The sequence below is a fragment of the Corynebacterium sp. KPL2680 genome, assembly GCF_040225675.1.
GTDB classification, from domain to species: Bacteria; Actinomycetota; Actinomycetes; order Mycobacteriales; family Mycobacteriaceae; genus Corynebacterium; species Corynebacterium rhinophilum.
Genome location: NZ_JBEHFM010000001.1, coordinates 21,662 through 39,632, shown reverse-complemented (window position 1 = coordinate 39,632; position 17,971 = coordinate 21,662). Strand labels below are relative to the sequence as shown.

Below are 17,971 nucleotides of genomic sequence, written 5' to 3'. Positions count from 1 at the left end.
ATTAATTCGTCCGTTTGGCAATAATTGTTACGTTTAAACAAAAATAAACCCACATCGTCACGATGTGGGTAATTAATGACCGGACGAAAATCTACTTTTCAATCGGCATATTGACCATGTTGCCCCACTCAGACCATGATCCATCGTAGACCTGCGCCTTTTTAAAGCCCAAAAGGTAGGTCAGCACGAACCACGTAAACGCGGCCTGCGCGCCCACGTGGGAATACAAAATGGTGGGGGTATCCGGCTCCAGCATGCCGTAGTTGACCTTGAGGTCATCAATGTTGCGGAAGCAAGAATTGGGGTAGGTTGCGCGGTCCCACTCCAAGTTGATCGCACCCGGAATGTGGCCGTGGCACATGGTCGTGCCATACGGCGAGTTTCCATTCGGGTCGAACTCCGTCGCCTCACCCGCGAATTCCTCCGGCGGGCGGGTATCAACCAGGGAACCAGTTGCCTCGCGGACATCGGAAACAAAGGCGCGCAGGACGGAATCGTCCCGGGTTACCTCGGGATAATCCGACTCCGGGAATTCCGGGACCATGAAGGAGGTATCGCGTTCTTCTGACATCCACGCATCGCGCCCGCCATCGAGAAGGCGAACATCCTTGTGTCCAAAGAGGGTAAATACCCACAGCGCATAGGCCGCCCACCAATTGGACTTATCGCCATACAAAACAACGGTATCGTCTTCGTGGATGCCCTTTTCCCGCATCAAGCGGGTAAATTCCTCGCCGCTGATAAAGTCGCGCGTCAGCGAGCTCAACAGCTCGGTGCGGAAATTAATCCGCGTGGCCGTGGGAATGTGCCCGATATCGTACAAAAGGGAGTCTTCATCGACCTCGATGACGCGCAGCCCTTTAACGCCCAGGCGCGCAGACAGCCACGGAGCGGAGACAAGCCGCTCTGGGTGCGCATATTGCTGGAATGGGGGATAGGGGTCTACTTCTGCCACTGCCCGCCTGCCTTTCTAATAAAACGGGATGATTCGCTCCCACCACTCTAACCCGATGAATGCCAAATTGATCACTTGGGAGGCCGTAGTGTGGTATTCCATACAATAAAACAGCCAAGTGGGGGCGGGAAAGCATTAAACATAATAGTGCTTTTACTTGGAGCCGCGATTCTACAAGTTTTCCCGCTGCATTACTTAAGGAGCGCACCCAGCAGCTCTCGAAGATTAATCGGGGCAGCGAATTTTAATCATGTTTACACCGCGCCACGCGCTGAAAAGGTCTATAGTCAGATCGTTCTGTTTCTCCCTAGACCTAGGAATATGGGCTGCGATTATGGCTGATCATAGCGACAACACCACTAACGACAACGAGGAATTCTCGAAGGGCTTCGTTGCCCGTGATTTCTCTGAGGGTCCGCGCAATGACACTACCGAGGATTTCGGTGCTTTTGCGGACAATGACGCGCGAGCTTTCGGTTCCCATGGCACCCCGCAGGCTGGCCAGGAACAAGGCTCGCAAAGCAGCCAAGAGCAGCACCCGCAATCGGGCCAGGAACAGGCGGCTTATCAGCACCCCGAGTACTCGCAGCAACCGGGTCCAGCGCAACCGGGGCCCGCGCAGCCGCCGCATTCCTATCCAGAACAGGGCAATTCTTGGCAGGGACAGCAGGCGTGGAACGCGCCGAATGGGCAGCAGCCAGGATTTACTGCGTATCCGAATAACAGCGGGCAGTTCCCGCCACAGGCTCCGCGCACGAAGACGCCAACCGATGGCTTCTTCTCCGGCCTCTTGGACTTCAGCTTCGATAAATTCATCACCGTAGGCTATGCTTCGGCGATTTATGTCATCGGCATGATCATCCTTGGCTGCACGTGGTTGTTGGGCCTACTTTTAGGATTCGTTTTCTTTGGTCCGTTCGGGATTATCACCGCCATCTTGGTTACGCTTATCTGCTTTGGCGAGCTCATTGGCTTGAGGCTCTTTTTAGAGTTCGCAGTCGCAAATATCCGGACGACGCAATATACCCGCGAAATCCTGCACCGGCTGAACTAGGCATAAGCTACAAGAAAAGCACATTCTCCTCTGGGATTGAACAGGGAGAATGTGCTTTTTATATTGGCCTAATAAGCCGCAGTGTGGGCTTAGTCGAGCAGCTGGGCAACGCTATCGGGGTCGGCATCGGAAAGCATCTGGCGGATGCGGTCGTACTCATCGTCCTCGCCGATGGCCTTGGCGGCGCGTCCGAGGGCGGCAATGGCGCGCAGGACACCCTGGTTGGGCTCGTGGGAGAAGGGGACTGGGCCCCATCCCTTCCAGCCGTTGCCGCGCAGGCGGTCCAAACTGCGGTGGTAGCCGGTGCGGGCGTAGGCATAAGCGGTGATGTACTCGTTGGGATCCGCACCCTCTAGCTTGTCGAGCTCCTGCTCCGCGAGCATGGCCCACAGCAACGGGGAATCCGGGTGGTCTACGATGCCGGTGGCAGGTGCGGCCGCGTCCTTGGTGCCGGGATCGGCGGGCAACTTTATAGGTTCTGGGGCAAGCATGTCTTTCATTTCCATAAGACACACTCTAGCGATGCTCGTGCGGGCCTACCAGAAATCAGAAACGTTAAGCCCAAAAGAGTAGAGCGCGCGGCGCACCACCGGCAGGGACAGCCCGATGACAGAAGAAGGATCGCCGTCGATGCTATCGATAAACCAGCCGCCCATGGCCTCCAAGGTAAACGCGCCTGCGCACTCCAAGGGCTCGCCGCTGCGGGCATAGGCTTCGATATCGGTGGCAGAAGCCTCCGCGAACCGGATGGTCGTGGTGGAGGTTTCCACGTGGCGCTGCGTGCCAAAAATCAGGCAATGGCCGGTAAGCAGTTGCGCGGTGCGGCCTGCCTGTTGGTGCCAGCGCTCGATGGTGGCGTCGATGGTGTGCGGTTTGCCCTGCAAGTGGTCATCCAATAGCAGCATGGAATCGCCGCCGATAACTGGCTCGTCGGGGTACTGGGTGGCTACCTTCTCGGCCTTGGCGGTGGCAAGCTTTGCCACGGTATCGGCAGGTGAGCGTCCCGCCAATTGGGCTTCCAAGGCGCGCTCGTCAATATCGGCGGGCTTGAGCACCGGTTCCACGCCGGCCCCGCGCAGGATGGAGGCTCGCGAGGGGGACTGTGAGGCCAAAATGAGGCGCATTAGTAATACCGCACGGTGTGGAAGGCGGAAGGATTAAAGACGCGCTGCGCGCCGTAGTGGTCGAAACGCTCACCGGGCCTGCCCCAGTGGTTGCGATCCCCAAAGGCGCCGGAATGGTCCTTTTGCATCTGCTTGAGCACCGTCGATAGCGCGGCGCGCTCTTCTTCCGTGGGGTTTCCCTTCAGGACTTTGATTTCGGGTTCAGACATCTTTTCCTAAACAGTTCCGTGCTTCTTTGGTACTTGTGCCACGACCTTGCGCTCTAGCAGGCGCAGGCCTTCAACCAGGTAGTGGCGGGTGGCGGAAGGCTCGATGACATTATCGGCCAGGCCGCGCTCGGCGGCGGCGTAGGGGTGCAAGAAGAGCTCGTCCATTTCTTCCTGCTTGTCCGCATCGCCGTAGATGGCCAGCGCGGTTTGGGCTGCTTCGGCGACGGCGATTTCTGCGGTCGGCCAGGCATAGACCAAATCCGCGCCCAGATCCTTAGAGCCCATAAACGCGTAAGCCGGGCCAATGGCCTTGCGGGTTACCACCGTAAGCTTGCCGACGCTCGCTTCCGCCTGCGCATACGCAAACCCCGCCGCCCGACGCAGAAGACCGGCCCTTTCTTCCTCCGGCGTGGAAACGAAACCGGGCGAGTCCACGAACTCGATGATCGGCGTATTGAAGGCATCGCACAGGCGCACAAAACGCGCCGCTTTTTCCACCGCGGCTGAATCCAGCGCGCCATTGAGGGACAGCGGTTGGTTGGCAACGATGCCCACAGCGCGGCCATCCACGAAGGCAAAGCCCGTGATGATATTGGGCGCGGCCTCTGCCGAAAGCTCAAAGAAGGAGCCCTTATCGACGACCGCGTTGACCACCTCGCGCATGTCATAGGCATCCGCTGCTGAATCCGGGATGACGGAATCCAGATTAAACTCGGCGACCTCGCGCGTATCGATGCGCGTTGCCTCGGCGCGGTTATTAGCCGGCAGGTAAGCCAGTACGTCGCGGACCAAGGCGAGGGCTGCTTGCTCGCTTGGGGCGCTGAGCTGCGCGGTGCCCGATTGCGCGTGGACTGCGGCACCGCCAAAGGTGTCCGGTTCCGCTTGGGCCACGTCGCTGGCTGCCTGGTGCAGGCTGGTGCCGTGGGTGACAATGAGGACATCGGCAAGCGTGGGCGCAAATGCCGCAATGCCGCTGGTATCCCCGGCCACCACGGAGATCTGCGGGATAAGACCGGAGGCCTCGGTCGCGCGGGCGAGGATGCGGGCGTAGCCAGCCAGCGTGACGATGCCCTCTTGTACGCGCGGGCCGGTGGAATCATAGATGCCGACGATGGGCACGCCGGTTTTCAGCGCAAGGTCATAGACCTTGGTGAGCTTTTCCGCATAAACCTCACCCATCGTGCCGTCAAAGACGGTGGCATCCTGGCTGAAGATGCACACGCGACGCCCATCAATCGTGCCGTAACCGGTCACGATGCCATCGGTGTACGGGCGATCGTGCTCGCGGCCAAAGTCGGTGGAGCGGTGGCGGGCTAGTGCATCGGTTTCTACAAAGGAACCCTCATCGAGCAGCTGATTCACGCGAGTGCGGGCGGCTGGCTCGCCTTCCCCCAACGGCGCGCGGGACTCGGCGAGCTTGTTGTCCAGGTCCTCAATCTTGCCAGCGGTGGTCTTCAGGTCAGTCATAGGCGCTGAGTTTACTAGTGGAAGGCCAAAGATGCGGAAATCGTGCGGTTTGGGCATCGTCACAGTGTCGGTGGCGGCGCGCTATCGGTGCGGCATTAGCGCGACCGGAGTATCTGCCAGGCGTTAGGAAATATTAGCTCCCCTTTATGGGGGTAAGGGTGAAATGTGTTGTGCAGCGTTCGTTACCGGTAAGGGGCGTTTTCCCACCGTAACGACGATAAATGCCATAAAGAGAGATAGCTGTAACTGTTGAGGAGCTATAACGAAGAGCTTAATATCAGCTGTGTCTTCATGAATTTTTCTCGTATCCTTAAACAACCACAAGGACGGTCTTCTGGTGATTTCAAAGGGACTGCGACTTGTCGCGCCGCTTGCCATCGCGATACTTCTCGCGCCCGCGGCACATGCGCGCGATATTCCCCCGATGCCACAGGCATATCCCATTACCAACCTCTATAAAAGCTGCAGCGCCGCCGGAGATAACACCGAACGCGAATGGCGGTTTGCTGAAACAGGACGTCGCTACATGAGCGACGGAACCTTGCAATTCAAAAACACCACCGACCAGGAGGTGCCGTACACCGCAGAGGTAGAAACCGGCACCAATCACGAAATTGATGCCAACTCCAAGGCCAAGTTGCCCTCTGGTTGGGACACCACCGCCAAATCCGATATTGGCCTAAAAATGGCCAATGGCTGGCGAGATAAAGAAACCTTCGGGCCCGTCAAACTCAAGCCGGGTGAATCCTTCCGCGTGGAATACGGCGTGGTGGAAAAGGACTTTATTTCCATGTTCGTCGGCTGCAATGATGACCGCCTCGAAAACATTCCCGGCGCCAACGTCATCCGCGGTAAAGGCCCAGCAGAGCGCTATGCCTTTGCCTATATCATCAAGGCCGATGGATCCGTATCGGACCTGGCAATGGAAATTCCGTCTCGATCCGGCAGCACTAATTCTAAGCCCATCGAAGGTAGCTACACTGCGGTTTCCGGCCCCAGCTTGGAAAAGATTGCTGATCCGAACAAAGACGAGATCATGCAACCAGCCGCTGAACCCCAACGCGATCCTGCTTGGCCCAAGGAAGGCGAAAAGTGCGAAGCCAACGATAACTCCTGGTATCCGCTGGATATCACCGCGGTGAAGCCAACCTTCCGCAAGCCCGGTTATTCCACCGACTTCCTCAACTGGTCTCAGGGCGACTATGAATTTGCTCCGGTAACGGACTTCGTGGTTGGTGCCCAGCACGATCCATATACCAATTGGCGAGGCAATAGGGGCGATATCCCTCAGGGGTGGCTCGAGTCCGTGGGCGCCATCAAGCGTGCCTACATGCCGGTCGGTACTGAACTCAAACATGTAAACCTTGCACCCGGAGAGCGCGTTCGCGTGGAGTACGGCACCACCATGACCCGTATCAACTATCGCGAAGTGCACTGCGGAAAATCCGGCAAGTACGACCTCACCTCGAACTATAAACAGACCACCGCCCCGAGCGGTTTCTGGGCCGAAGCCACAATCACTTCCAAAGACGGCAGTACCCGCACCGTAGACGTCACCCCTGACGAATACCGCGATCTGCCCGTACCCACCCAAACCATCTACTAAATACCTGCTAGGAGTACATCTCATGCGCATTTCCAAGATTGCGTCCACCACCGCGGCTTTAGCCGTTGCCGCCGGCGTATTCGCTGCCCCAGCCGCCAATGCATTGCCGCAGCGCGACCTGGGCCCTGCAAACCCCACTACGATTGGTGAACGTTGCGCCAATCCTGGCGATACCGGCCAGACCATTGATATTAAGCGCACCTATTTCGACGGTTCCGCCGGTACCTGGACCGTTTCCAACTACAACGACGAGCCGCTTCCCGTAACCCGCTCCATCAAGGAAACCAAGTCCAAGACCTGGAACGTTTCTGCTGGTGTGGACTTCAAGCTGTTGGATCTGATTCACTTCACCTTCTCCTCCAGCTACACCTCTAGCCAGACCTACGAGGTAGGCGAGCAGGTTGGCCCATACGATATCGCCCCGGGAAAGACTGCCGTGCTGAAGGCTGGTTGGGTAGTCTCTGACTTCGAGGGTCAAAAGACCGTGTGCGGTTCCGACCACACCTGGCAGGCCAATGGCGGTAAATTTACCGCAACTCTGCCCAAGGAACGCCACGTCGCAGTCTCCACCCGTGATAACAACGATTGGGGTTAAACCGTGAAGGTGAAGACCATCGCTAGTGCAATCGCAGCGCTGAGCTTGGTGGCCGTTCCCGTAGCCCATGCCTCTGACTTCGGCGGAGACTTTGAACTGCCCCAGCGCTGGAACGATGACTTTAAGCCCGGCACGCATTGCGCAACGCCGGGGGAGAACTCAACCTATGTCACCGCGAAGCGCCGCTGGTTCAAACAAACCGATGCCGCAAGCGTGGCAAACCACAATGCTGAGCCGGTGCCGGTCAAACACACCGTATCCAAAGCGCGGACGGAAACCGTTGAGGTTTCCGGCTCCGTGCAGGGAGAGGGAGATTTGGCCAAGATCCTGACTAAGACCTACGGATTCAACTATGTAAGCGAACAACACTGGAAGATTAACCAGGTAGTTGGGCCATACACCTTGCCTGCAAATTCCCAAGGCAAGTTGGTGTGGGGCTTTACCATGCTGGATACCGATGGCCAGGATGTGCGCTGCAACCGAGATCAAGTATGGGAAACGGTAGGAAAACCATATTCGGCCACTGTCCCTGAAGCTCGCTATTCCGAGCTGCGCTTAGAAGACGCTCCGGACTGGAGTTAGTTCATCAGAAAATGAGCCCAGCCGCACCCTGTGAATGGGGTGTGGAGCTGGGCTCTTTTTTGTAGCAGCTACGGCGCGCACTGCTTGGTTTGTAGAAGTGCATCCTCCAAAGTGCATCCTCTGAAGTGCATCCTCCAAAGTGCAGGGTCCTCTGCAACATTTGAGGAAGATTTGCGATATCTGAGGGCCGGGTTTGCTCAGTTATCGCAGTGGAGGATGCACAAATTGCAAAAGCAGGCCCATCCACCGGCATGGCTGGCCGTGCAGCGGTCATGCCGGGCCAAAGACAGCCGCTCTAGGCCGGCAACCAGGCGTATCCGTAAGGTCCGAGCTCGACGGGGCCTAGGTCAACGGAGCGGTCGCTGAAATTGTGCAGGCACAACAGGTCGCCGCGCTGGTAACCGAGCACACTTTCCTTACCGGTTTCCACTGGCTCGCAGGGTGCCGTTCCCAGGTCGGGGTGCGCGTGGCGCTCTGCAATCATGGTGCGCACGCTGTGGAGCAGGGAAGTGGCATCGTTGAGCTGAGATTCCACGGACGTGCCGCCGACGATAGGCAGCCGCGCCGGGGTGCGCGCGCTAAAGCCCGCGGTTTCGCTATCGTCCCACTGCATGGGGGTGCGAACGGCATAACGATCCGGCAAAGAGGTGTCATCGAGCATGCCGATTTCATCGCCATAATAAATAAATGGCGCTCCCGGCAGGGTCATCAGCAGCGAAAACATCAGCTCCACCTTGCGGCGGTCCCCACCCATCAACGGCATGAGCCGCCTGGCGATGCCCACGTGCGCCCGCATGCCTTCCTCTGGCAGGTAGGTCTGATACATCAGCTCACGGACATCATCGTCAACCATTTCCAAGGTCAATTCGTCGTGGTTGCGCAGGAAGGTACCCCACTGGCAGCCCTCGGGCAGCGGCGGTAGTTGGTCGAGGATGTCGTAGACGGGGGTGGCATCGCCAAGCGCGAGCGCTTGGTACAGCCGCGGCATGACCGGGAAGTTGAAGACCATGTGGAAGCGGTTGCCGGAGCCGTAGAAATCCATGGTCTCCTTGGGCGGCTGGTTGGCCTCCGCAATGAGGACGGCCTCGGGATAGTGGGTATCCATAAAGGAGCGAATCTTTTCCACGAACTCCACCGTCTCCGGCAGGGATTCGCCGCCGAGCTCATCGCGCTCGAAGAGGTACGCAATGGCATCGAGGCGCAGGCCATCAAGGCCTTTGTCCATCCAGAAGGACAAGATATTAAAGACCTCATCCTGCACGTCCGGGTTATCGTAATTGAGATCCGGCTGGTGGGAGTAAAAGCGGTGGAAATAGTACTGCTGGCGCTCCTCGTCCCAGGTCCAGTTGGAGGTCTCGACGTCGGTGAAAATGACGCGGATTTCGGGGTAGCGCTCGGGGTCATCGCCCCAGACGTAGAAATCCCCAAACGGGCCATCCGGATCGGAGCGCGAGGCCTGGAACCACGGGTGGTCGGAGCTGGTGTGGTTGAGCGCCAGGTCCGTCATGATGCGCATATCGCGGCGGTGCAATTCCTCAACCAGTTCCTCGAAATCCGCCATCGTGCCGTAATCGGGGTGGATGGAGTAATAATCGGCGATATCGTAGCCGTCATCGCGCAGCGGCGAGGCATAAAACGGCGAGAGCCAGAGGCAGTCCACGCCCAACCACTGGAGGTAATCCAGCTTGTCGATGACCCCGCGCAGCGTACCGATGCCCTTATTTTCGGCCTCGTTATTGCCAGAGTCCTTAAAGGAGCCCACGAGGGCTTGATAGAAGACGGCGTTGTGGTACCAGCTCATTGCAGATCCTTTCTTTTTGCCCGCCACGCAAGATAGGTCAGTGCGCACAGCGCGCCGGCCACTAGGCCGGGCCATACGGCGGGAGAGTCTTCAAATAGGTTCACCACGGCTTGGATAACCGCAAGACACGCGAAGAAGCCGAGGAATCCGAGAAGCGAATCCCACAGCAGGGACCGGCGCATTAGGCCTTGACACCTCCTGCGGTAAGCCCGGCGACGATGCGGTGCTGGAAAATGAGCACCATGATGATAAGCGGAATGGTCACCAATGCACCAGCCGCCATGGTTGCGGCATAAGGGTACTCGAAGGCCGAGGGGCCAGAGAAACGGGCGATGGCCACCGTGACCGGCTCGGTCGCAGTCGTGGACAGCTGCTTGGCCAACATGAATTCATTCCACGTGGTGATAAAGGCGATGATCGCGGTGGTAAACAGTGCCGGTGCGGCCAGAGGCAGGAGGATGAGGCGGAAGGCCTGGGCACGTGAAGCGCCATCCACACGGGCAGCCTCCTCAAGCTCCCACGGCAGCTGCCGGAAAAAGCTGAGCAGGGTATAGACCGTTAGTGGCAGGGCGAAGGAGATATTTGGGATGATCATCGCCCGGTAGGTGCCGATCCACTCTAGGCGGCCAAAGAGCTGGAAGAGCGGGGTAACCAGCGCGATGGCAGGGAACATGGAGGCCGCCAGGATGATGCCGGTGACAATACCCTTGCCGGGAAAGTCATAGCGGGAGAGCGCATACGCGGTAAATACGCCGACTAAGACGGCTACCGTGGTGGTTGCGAGCGAGATGAACAGCGAATTGCCCAGCGCGCCGAGGAAGTCATTGCCCTTATCCGTTGCGAGGGCATCGCGGAAATTATCGAGCGTGATATGCGTTGGCCAGGGCGTGGTATCGAAGGTGAATTCCTGGCTGCGCAGGGCGGTGACCACCATCCAATAAAAAGGGGCAAGGCCCCAGAACATGATGAAGATAATGCCCGCGTAGTGTCCGAATTTACGCATTATTTTGCACCCTTTCTGCCGGAGACATCCGCGCCTAGGAAGCGGATGAGGATGAAGGCGACGAAGAAGATGAGCAAGAAGATAAGGGTGGATAGCGCCGAGGCGGAATTGAAGTTACCTTGGCGCATATCTTCCACCACCAGCTGGGAAATGGTGGCGGTAGGGGAATTAGAGGAGCTCGAAATCATGATGACGGGAAGGTCATACATGCGCAGCGCATCCAGGGTGCGGAAGAGCACGGCCACCATCAGGGCTGGGCGCACTAGCGGCAGGGTGATGCGGAAGAAGGTTTGGATGCGGTTAGCGCCATCGACGCGGGCGGCATCGTAGACATCCTTGGGGATTATCTGCAGGCCAGCCAGGATGAGCAGGGCCATAAACGGTGCGGTCTTCCACACGTCTGCGATGATGACGGCAAAGCGCGCATAAAACGGGTCCGTGGTCCAGGCGATATTCGCGCCCAGCAAGGAATTGACTATGCCGTCCGGGGCGAACATGAACTGCCACAGCTTGGCCGTCACGGCGGTAGGAATGGCCCAGGGGATAAGCACGGCAGCGCGCACTAAGCCGCGGCCGCGGTACTCGCCGTTCATGATGATGGCCATGAACATGCCGAGAATGGTCTCCAGGGCGACCGTGACCACGGTGAAAAACAGCGTGATTTTTACGGCGGGCCAAAAGTCGGTGGCGATAACTCCGGGCGGACACGTCGTGATTTCACCCGCACCGGACACACAGCGGTTATTGATCCAGTACAGGTAATTGTCTATGCCGGCGAAACCGCCTTCTTCAAAGAGACCCGTTTTGGGGTTGAGCTGCCGGTTTCCCTGGAAAGACAGGATGACCGCGCGCACGATGGGATAGCCGATGATAATGCCCAGTACGATGAGCGCCGGGGCGATCAGCGCGGCCGGGCGCCCGAAATTGGCAAACCTGGAGGTGCTAGAGGCGCGCTTGGGCTTTTTCGATCGAGGGTGCTTCTGTTGCGTCGGCGAAGTGGTGACCACGGGAGTTCGCCTTTCTGATTCAGATGATTTCTAGTGCGCTAGATTCTATCCCCAACTGGGACGGGAAAACCACAAAGGGTGAGGCAGTGGCATATGCGCCTTCCTCACCCATTTGTGTACTAGCGGTTCGCTATATATTTCTCGCTTTTCAGCATGCTCCCTGCCCGTAGGATACGAGGTCCAGGGAGGGCTTCTTTAACCCTGCGAAGCAGAATCGATGGCCGCCTTCATATCGGAGGTGGCATCCTCGACGGACTTGCCATCGGTAAGCGCGGCATAAGCGTTGTCCTGAATGGCCTTAGAGATGGCGGAATAGAACGGCGATACCGGACGCGGTGCGGCGTTTTCTAGGGATTCCTTCAGCGCTGGCAAGTAGGGGAATTCCTCCTGCAACTGTGGATCATCGTAGATGGAGGAAAGAACCGGCGGGAAGGACTGCTCAGCAAAGGACTTCTGGTTCTCCTCATTGATGATGAAGTTCATGAAGTCCAGGGCGGTGCCCTTGTTCTTGGAATTGATGTTGATGCCGTTGTTGTAGCCGCCCAAGGTGGACACGCCAACGCCATCCTTGCCCAGCGGTGCTTGGACCTCAACGTCAATGCCGGCATCTACGGCATTGGTGTACATGTAGGGCCAGTTCACTGCGAAGGCGGTCTTGCCTTCGGTGAAGGCCATGTTGGTCTCTTCCTCGGTGGCGGCGGTGGAGTCCTTGGAGATGATTTCGTCTTCATAAGCATCCACCATGGCCTGCAGGCCTTCCTGGGCTTCCTTGGAGTCGACGGTGGCATTGCCGTCATCGTCAAGCACCGAGCCGCCCCAGCCCTCCATGAAGCCGGCGGTGTTCAAAGCCAAGCCCTCGTACTGCTTGAGCTGGGTGGTCAGGCACTTCTTGTCATCTTCCAGGGCCTTGCAGGCGGATTCGAGGTCAGCGAATTTCTCCGGGGTAGCGTCCGCGAGCTCAGTATTGCGGAAGAGGAGCTGGCCATTGGTGTTTTGCGGGAGCGCATACAGCACGTCATTGTAGGTGGCCGATTCCACGGTGGCGGGCAAGAGCTCCGAGGTATCGGTCTCGAAGTCACCGTTTAGCGGCTGGAGCCACTGGTTGGCGGCGAATTCCGCGGTCCAGACCACGTCGAGGGCCATGACATCGTAGTCATCATTGCCGGCCTGGAGGGACTGCACCAAGGTCTCGCGCTGGGCATCGGACTCGCCCGCGAGCTCCTTGAGGGTGACCTTTTCATCCGGATTTTCTTCATTCCACTTATCGATGATGGGAGTGATCTTATCCGTGTCGTTCTTGCCCATGGCAAAGGTGATGGGGCCGTGGGAGTCAGCGCCGGAACCGGAACCGGATGCGGAGCCATCCGCGTTATCTGCACCGTCGTCAGACGTGGAGCAGCCTGCCAGCGCCAATACTGCCGTGGTGGCGACTGTGGTGCGAATGAAGTACTTCTTCATGGGAATTCACCTTTCAGAAAGCTTGGGTGTTCCTTAAAAATAATTTACAAACACCGCGCGCAGAATAGATTTTGATTATTCACCTCTAAATGGGGGGTAATTTAGGAGGTGGAGATACGTCGCCCGGTTTCTGGGTCAAAGCGGTGTGCAGCGCTTGCATCAAAGGTCAATACAACCTCCTCACCGCGCTGCGGCGGGGTGCCTTCACACCGGGCCACGAACCGTGCGCTACCCACCGTGGCGTAGACAAAGGATTCGGAACCCAACTCTTCAACCAGGTCGACCACGCCGCGCAGTCCCTCAGCCCCCTCATTGAGGTGCATATTTTCCGGGCGCACACCCAGGCGCTCGCCGTTGTGGTCAAAGATATTCATTGCAGGCGAACCAATAAAGCCGGCGACGAACTCGTTGGCCGGTTCCGCATAAAGCTCGCGCGGCGGGGCAACCTGTTGCAATTCGCCATCTTTCAGCACCGCGACTCGGTGCCCCAGCGTCATGGCCTCGACCTGGTCGTGGGTGACATAGACCGTGGTGGTACCAAGGCGCTGCTGCAGGCTCGCAAGCTCCGTACGGGTTTGCACGCGCAGCTTCGCATCCAGGTTAGAGAGCGGCTCATCCATGAGGAAGGCCTTAGGGTTGCGCACAATGGCACGGCCCATGGCAACGCGCTGGCGCTGACCGCCCGAGAGGTCCTTGGGCTTGCGCTTAAGGAACTCGCTCAACCCCAGCATCTCCGCGGCATCCTGGACCTTTTGCTTGATTTCAGCCTTGGGGAGCTTCGCCAGCTTGAGCGAAAAGCCCATGTTTTCTTCCACCGAAAGGTGCGGGTAGAGCGCATAATTTTGAAAAACCATCGCAATATCGCGATCGCCCGGTTCAAGGCCCGTGACATCCGTATCATCGATGAGAATCCGGCCACTAGACGTTGGTTCAAGGCCGGCCAGCGCGCGCAGCGTCGTGGACTTGCCGCAGCCAGAAGGGCCCACCAAAACGAGGAACTCGCCGTCCGCGATTTCTAGGTCCAATTCCTTCACGGTGGGCGCCGCCGCGCCGGGGTAAGTGATATTTACCTTTTCAAAAGTGACCTTTGCCATGCGCAACACACTAGCACCACCAGCGGACGGTATCTTGGAATCTATGACTGCACTTGATAAGCACCGCATCCGCACCGCCCTGGCAGAGGACTTCACCACCATCGATTTTGTGGATCAGACCGGTTCCACCAATACCGATCTGATGCAGGCCACCAATGTCACCGATGGCACCGTGCTGCTTGCCGATGAGCAGTTGTCCGGCAAAGGCCGCCTCGGCCGGGCGTGGACGGCGCCAGCCGAATCCCAGGTGATCTTTTCCGTGCTGCTTTTGCCCGATTCTCTCGACCACTTGGGCACGCTTCCGCTGGCTGCGGGCCTGGCCGTGACCGATTCCATCGAGGGCTCCGTGCTGAAATGGCCGAATGACGTGCATATCGATGGCAATAAACTCTGCGGCATCCTTGCCGAGGCCGGTCCCGTGGGCCAAGCCTTCAAGTCCGCACCGAAGACTGAGGTCAATAAGGCAGAACTGAATAAAACTGAGTTGAACAAGGCTGAGGTCAACAAAGCTGAAGTCAATAAAGCCGAGGTAAATAAGGTCGTCGGCGGGCAGGCGCCCTCTGCGCGCGTGGTCGTAGGCATGGGTATTAATGTCACGCTCAGCCGCGAAGAATTGCCCATTGAAAAGGCCACCTCGTTGGCTCTGGAAGGCCGCGATACCGACCGCACCGAGCTGGCCATTACCGTGCTGAAAAACCTGCGCCGCCGCATTACGCAGTGGGAGAACCAGGATCCGCAGCTTATGCAGGATTACCGCGCGGTGTGCTCATCCATTGACCAGGAGGTGCGGCTGGAGACCCCGACTGGCGATGTCATCGGCCGTGTTGAGGGCATTGGTGAGGACGGCCGCATTAACGTCGCAGGCGAGTACTACTCCGCCGGTGACGTGACGCATCTGCGTCCGGCGCGATAGGCGCCGCACGTTAGATGTCGCACGATCGGCGCCGCGCGATAGTCGCCGCGCGATAGGTATCGCGCGGCAGGCGACGCGCAGCAGGCGTCGGGTGGTAGTTCGCGCAGTCCGAGTAGCGCTGCCTCGCACTGGTACTATCCATGGCTATGGGATTGATGAAGATGGGCCAAGGCGAGGTCAAGCGCGCGGATGTATCCGCGCCATTTCGCGCGCTCGTTTTCCCATTCCTGGAGCTCATCCTCATTACTGGCGTGCTGTGGATTGCCATCGGCTGGTGCGATGCCCAGGGAGTAGAACCCATGCTGCGCAACGGGCTCGTCGTCTTGTGGGCCGGGCTGAGCACGTGGCGCTTTCTCATTCCGTTTTATAAGGCTCGCCGCAAGCGGTTCATCGTGACCAATCGCCGCGTCATTGTGCGGGAAGGCCGCCACATCGATTCGATTCCACTGGAAGATATTCGCGGCGCCCGCAAGCGCCGCGGCGGTATCTCCATTGCGCTCAACGGCTGGGACAGGGCCATGTATTTTCCCACCGTGGCCAAGTCAAAGCAGGTGGCGGAGATTATTAATGATCGCCCTTGGTTTTAACCTCGGTGGAGTGCAATTGCTTATCAAGATCCTCCGGTGCGAGGTTAGCGCTGCTGAATTCTTGGGTCAGCGGCAGGCGCAGTTCTAGATCTGAACCGGGGCAGAGCTCGATTTTCGCCTCATCCACGGTGTAATCCAGCACATGTCCGCCGGACTTACGCGCGGCGTCGATAAAGTGCACGTGGCAGCCGGGTACAGAAATCCCGCGCTCGTACACGGGAGTGCGGAAGCCACCGATGACTCCTTCGACATCGCTAAAGTGCAGCTCTTTATCGCCGCCGACCGCCTTGGTCATTGGGGGATAGGGCTTGGTTTGTTTGACCACGGTGCGCGTGGTGACCTCAGAAAACCTGCCCGTGATACGGACCGCGTACATGTAATTGGCGGAAGGTTCCACCTCATCGATGAAGGCGGAAAGCTCGTCGCGGCGCAGGCCCCGTGGGGCATCGACAAGAATGCGCGGCACAAAATTGGTGGCCACGGCATAAGGAGTCTGCTGGTCCAAGTCCGCAACCCGTGCGGAGCCATCGCCGCGCAGTTGGTAGCAGGTCCCGTCCAGAATGATCATTTCACCATCTAGGCCGTTAAAGGTACCGATGCCGAAATTGCCCTTTCCTAGCAGCTCAGAGATGGTCATCTCGCCGTCATAAATGCCATCAAGGAGGGCGCTCATGAGGGAGTTCTGGAAGATCGAATGACGGGTAAACATGGTATCCAAGCTAATATTGTGGGCGTGAGTGTCTCAAAACCTATTGTAACTGTCTGTGGCGATGGTCAGCTGGCGCGCATGATGCAGCCTGCCGCCGCTGAACTCGATATTCATCTGCGGATTCTTGCTGGTAGCCCGGATTCTTCGACCGCGCAGGTCACCCCGGACATCGTGGTGGGCGATTATCACAAGTACGAGGATCTGCTCGCGGCAGCCCGCGGCGCGGATGCGGTTACCTTCGAGCATGAGCATGTGCCCAATGAGCATTCCGCCGCGCTTATCGATGCCTCCTTTAACGTCCAGCCCCAGCCCAGCGCCCTGCGCTATGCCCAGGACAAGCTGGACATGCGGGAAAAGCTCTCCGCACTGGGGGCGCCCGTTCCGCGGTTTAGCGCAATCGAATCCGTTGCTGATGCCCGCGCTTTTTTCGATGCCGTAGACGGGCGCGTTTGTCTCAAGGCCCGCCGCGGTGGCTATGACGGCAAGGGCGTGTGGTTTCCCTCGGATGCCGATCTTGATGAGCTCGTCGCCGAGCTATTAGACGCCGGCACGCCGCTCATGGCCGAAGAGAAGGTGGATCTGACCCGCGAGCTGTCCATCTTGGTAGCGCGCCGCCCATCCGGTGAAGCCAAGGTCTGGCCCATTACCCAGTCCCGCCAGGCCAACGGCATCTGTGCCGAGGCCATCGCGCCCGCGCCCGATCTCTCGCCTGATCTGGCCGAACGCGCCTCTGCGCTGGGGCTAAGCATTGCCGAATCCCTCGGCGTGACCGGCGTGCTAGCCGTGGAGCTTTTCGCCTTCAACGGTGAAAATGGCGAGGACATCTCCGTTAATGAATTGGCCATGCGCCCGCACAATACCGGCCACTGGACCCAGGATGGCTGCGTGACCTCGCAGTTCGAACAGCACCTGCGCGCCGTACTCGACCTGCCCTTGGGTGCGGTGGACGCCCTAGCCCCGGTGACCGTTATGGCAAATGTTCTCGGCGCGGACGAAGATCCCAGGATGCCTATGCCGCAGCGTGTGCGCGAGGTCATGGAACGCTACCCGCACGCCAAGATTCACCTGTACGGCAAGGACCACCGCGCTGGCCGCAAGATCGGCCACGTCAATGTCGCTGGTACATCACTCGATGAGACCCGCGATGCCGCCCGCCAGGCCGCGCACTTTCTCATGCACGCAACGTGGGCATAACTCTTAAAACCTAGAAAGGACATTATGGAACCGCAGGTAGGAATCATCATGGGCTCGGATTCGGATTGGCCCACCGTCGAACCCGCCGCGGAAGTCCTCGCGGACTTCGGCATCCCCTTTGAGGTCGGCGTGGTTAGCGCCCACCGCACCCCGGAAAAGATGCTGGCCTACGCCAAGGGAGCGCACTCCCGCGGCCTTAAGGCCATCATCGCCTGTGCCGGTGGCGCCGCCCACCTGCCGGGCATGGTTGCAGCGGCCACGCCGCTGCCCGTTATCGGCATTCCGCGCGCACTCAAGGACCTCGATGGCCTAGACTCCCTGCTTTCTATCGTGCAGATGCCTAGCGGCGTTCCCGTGGCCACCGTCTCCATCGGCGGCGCAAAGAACGCCGGCCTGCTGGCCGCCCGCATCCTGGGCGCCGGAGACCCCGCCCTGCAAAACAAGATGGTCGCCTACCAAGAAAAGATGGCAGAAGAAGTCGAGCAGAAGGATAAGAACCTGCGCTCGAAGCTGCTAGGGGAGTAGGGACGAGCCCCTTTCTTTTTCGGCTGAAAGAGAGGGAGACTCCAGTCAGCTACCGTTTAGAATTCTTGGAGTCGTCATGGAACCACTC

At 58.6% G+C, this 17,971-nt stretch carries 20 protein-coding genes; 8 read left to right on the top strand and 12 right to left on the bottom strand.

The window, feature by feature from the left end; all coding sequences use genetic code 11:
- Positions 1-91 precede the first annotated feature (91 nt).
- Positions 92-955, bottom strand: coding sequence for a sulfurtransferase (locus ABRP66_RS00205; RefSeq protein ID WP_284770088.1), 864 nt, complete (start codon positions 953-955; stop codon positions 92-94).
- 334 nt (positions 956-1,289) lie between these two features.
- Here ABRP66_RS00205 and ABRP66_RS00200 point away from each other — a divergent pair, with 334 nt between their 5' ends.
- Positions 1,290-2,009, top strand: coding sequence for a DUF4282 domain-containing protein (locus ABRP66_RS00200; protein WP_005281597.1), 720 nt, complete (start codon positions 1,290-1,292; stop codon positions 2,007-2,009).
- A gap of 89 nt (positions 2,010-2,098) precedes the next feature.
- Here the strand turns inward: ABRP66_RS00200 and ABRP66_RS00195 are convergent, their stop codons facing one another.
- Genes ABRP66_RS00195 through ABRP66_RS00180 form a run of 4 tightly spaced genes read right to left on the bottom strand, consistent with a single transcriptional unit; the run spans position 2,099 to position 4,809 of the window.
- A complete protein-coding gene (locus ABRP66_RS00195; protein WP_284770086.1) occupies positions 2,099-2,515 on the bottom strand; it encodes a DUF3151 domain-containing protein in 417 nt (138 codons plus the stop codon).
- 30 nt (positions 2,516-2,545) lie between these two features.
- Positions 2,546-3,133: a Maf family protein gene (locus tag ABRP66_RS00190; RefSeq protein ID WP_284770085.1), complete on the bottom strand. Its 588-nt coding sequence runs from the start codon at positions 3,131-3,133 to the stop codon at positions 2,546-2,548.
- Positions 3,133-3,342 (bottom strand): acyl-CoA carboxylase subunit epsilon, encoded by a 210-nt coding sequence (locus tag ABRP66_RS00185; protein ID WP_284628984.1) that lies wholly within the window; start codon positions 3,340-3,342, stop codon positions 3,133-3,135. The genes ABRP66_RS00190 and ABRP66_RS00185 overlap by 1 nt, the downstream gene beginning before the upstream one ends.
- Before the next feature lie 6 nt (positions 3,343-3,348).
- Complete coding sequence (locus tag ABRP66_RS00180) at positions 3,349-4,809, bottom strand: acyl-CoA carboxylase subunit beta (protein WP_284770084.1); 1,461 nt, start codon at positions 4,807-4,809, stop codon at positions 3,349-3,351.
- Positions 4,810-5,146: 337 nt separating this feature from the next.
- On the opposite strand from ABRP66_RS00180, the gene ABRP66_RS00175 reads away from it, so the two are divergent.
- From ABRP66_RS00175 to ABRP66_RS00165, 3 genes are read left to right on the top strand one after another with little or no spacing between them, the layout of a single operon-like run.
- Entirely contained in the window at positions 5,147-6,415 is a 1,269-nt protein-coding gene (locus tag ABRP66_RS00175; RefSeq protein WP_284770083.1) for a hypothetical protein, read from the top strand.
- 22 nt (positions 6,416-6,437) lie between these two features.
- The gene (locus ABRP66_RS00170) at positions 6,438-7,010 is read left to right on the top strand and encodes a hypothetical protein (RefSeq protein WP_284770082.1); all 573 of its coding nucleotides are present in this window, start codon (positions 6,438-6,440) and stop codon (positions 7,008-7,010) included.
- Between the two features lie 3 nt (positions 7,011-7,013).
- Positions 7,014-7,592: a hypothetical protein gene (locus ABRP66_RS00165; protein ID WP_284781831.1), complete on the top strand. Its 579-nt coding sequence runs from the start codon at positions 7,014-7,016 to the stop codon at positions 7,590-7,592.
- A 295-nt stretch (positions 7,593-7,887) separates the two neighbouring features.
- Here ABRP66_RS00165 and ABRP66_RS00160 read toward each other — a convergent pair whose 3' ends face one another.
- From ABRP66_RS00160 to ABRP66_RS00135, 6 genes are all read right to left on the bottom strand, one after another.
- Entirely contained in the window at positions 7,888-9,393 is a 1,506-nt protein-coding gene (locus ABRP66_RS00160) for an alpha-amylase family protein (protein ID WP_284770080.1), read from the bottom strand.
- Positions 9,390-9,575 (bottom strand): hypothetical protein, encoded by a 186-nt coding sequence (locus tag ABRP66_RS00155; RefSeq protein ID WP_023028381.1) that lies wholly within the window; start codon positions 9,573-9,575, stop codon positions 9,390-9,392. The genes ABRP66_RS00160 and ABRP66_RS00155 overlap by 4 nt, the downstream gene beginning before the upstream one ends.
- On the bottom strand, positions 9,575-10,396 hold the full coding sequence (locus tag ABRP66_RS00150) for a carbohydrate ABC transporter permease (protein WP_284770079.1): 822 nt from the start codon (positions 10,394-10,396) through the stop codon (positions 9,575-9,577). The genes ABRP66_RS00155 and ABRP66_RS00150 overlap by 1 nt, the downstream gene beginning before the upstream one ends.
- Entirely contained in the window at positions 10,396-11,403 is a 1,008-nt protein-coding gene (locus ABRP66_RS00145; protein ID WP_284781829.1) for a carbohydrate ABC transporter permease, read from the bottom strand. Before ABRP66_RS00145 ends, ABRP66_RS00150 begins: the two co-directional genes overlap by 1 nt.
- A 195-nt stretch (positions 11,404-11,598) precedes the next feature.
- Entirely contained in the window at positions 11,599-12,861 is a 1,263-nt protein-coding gene (locus tag ABRP66_RS00140; RefSeq protein ID WP_284849873.1) for an ABC transporter substrate-binding protein, read from the bottom strand.
- A gap of 101 nt (positions 12,862-12,962) precedes the next feature.
- Positions 12,963-13,955 (bottom strand): ABC transporter ATP-binding protein, encoded by a 993-nt coding sequence (locus ABRP66_RS00135; protein WP_284781827.1) that lies wholly within the window; start codon positions 13,953-13,955, stop codon positions 12,963-12,965.
- Between the two features lie 43 nt (positions 13,956-13,998).
- Between ABRP66_RS00135 and ABRP66_RS00130 the strand changes: the two genes are divergently transcribed.
- The gene (locus tag ABRP66_RS00130; protein WP_349838153.1) at positions 13,999-14,868 is read left to right on the top strand and encodes a biotin--[acetyl-CoA-carboxylase] ligase; all 870 of its coding nucleotides are present in this window, start codon (positions 13,999-14,001) and stop codon (positions 14,866-14,868) included.
- A 146-nt stretch (positions 14,869-15,014) separates the two neighbouring features.
- The gene (locus ABRP66_RS00125) at positions 15,015-15,455 is read left to right on the top strand and encodes a YdbT family protein (protein WP_284770074.1); all 441 of its coding nucleotides are present in this window, start codon (positions 15,015-15,017) and stop codon (positions 15,453-15,455) included.
- Here ABRP66_RS00125 and budA read toward each other — a convergent pair.
- A complete protein-coding gene (budA, locus tag ABRP66_RS00120; protein WP_284770073.1) occupies positions 15,433-16,164 on the bottom strand; it encodes an acetolactate decarboxylase in 732 nt (243 codons plus the stop codon). The two genes, ABRP66_RS00125 and budA, sit on opposite strands and share 23 nt — an antisense overlap.
- Between budA and ABRP66_RS00115 the strand changes: the two genes are divergently transcribed.
- Together ABRP66_RS00115 and purE are read left to right on the top strand one after the other, a co-directional pair.
- On the top strand, positions 16,150-17,358 hold the full coding sequence (locus ABRP66_RS00115; protein ID WP_284781823.1) for a 5-(carboxyamino)imidazole ribonucleotide synthase: 1,209 nt from the start codon (positions 16,150-16,152) through the stop codon (positions 17,356-17,358). The two genes, budA and ABRP66_RS00115, sit on opposite strands and share 15 nt — an antisense overlap.
- 24 nt (positions 17,359-17,382) lie before the next feature.
- Positions 17,383-17,883: a 5-(carboxyamino)imidazole ribonucleotide mutase gene (purE, locus tag ABRP66_RS00110; RefSeq protein ID WP_284781822.1), complete on the top strand. Its 501-nt coding sequence runs from the start codon at positions 17,383-17,385 to the stop codon at positions 17,881-17,883.
- The last annotated feature ends 88 nt before the right edge of the window (positions 17,884-17,971 follow it).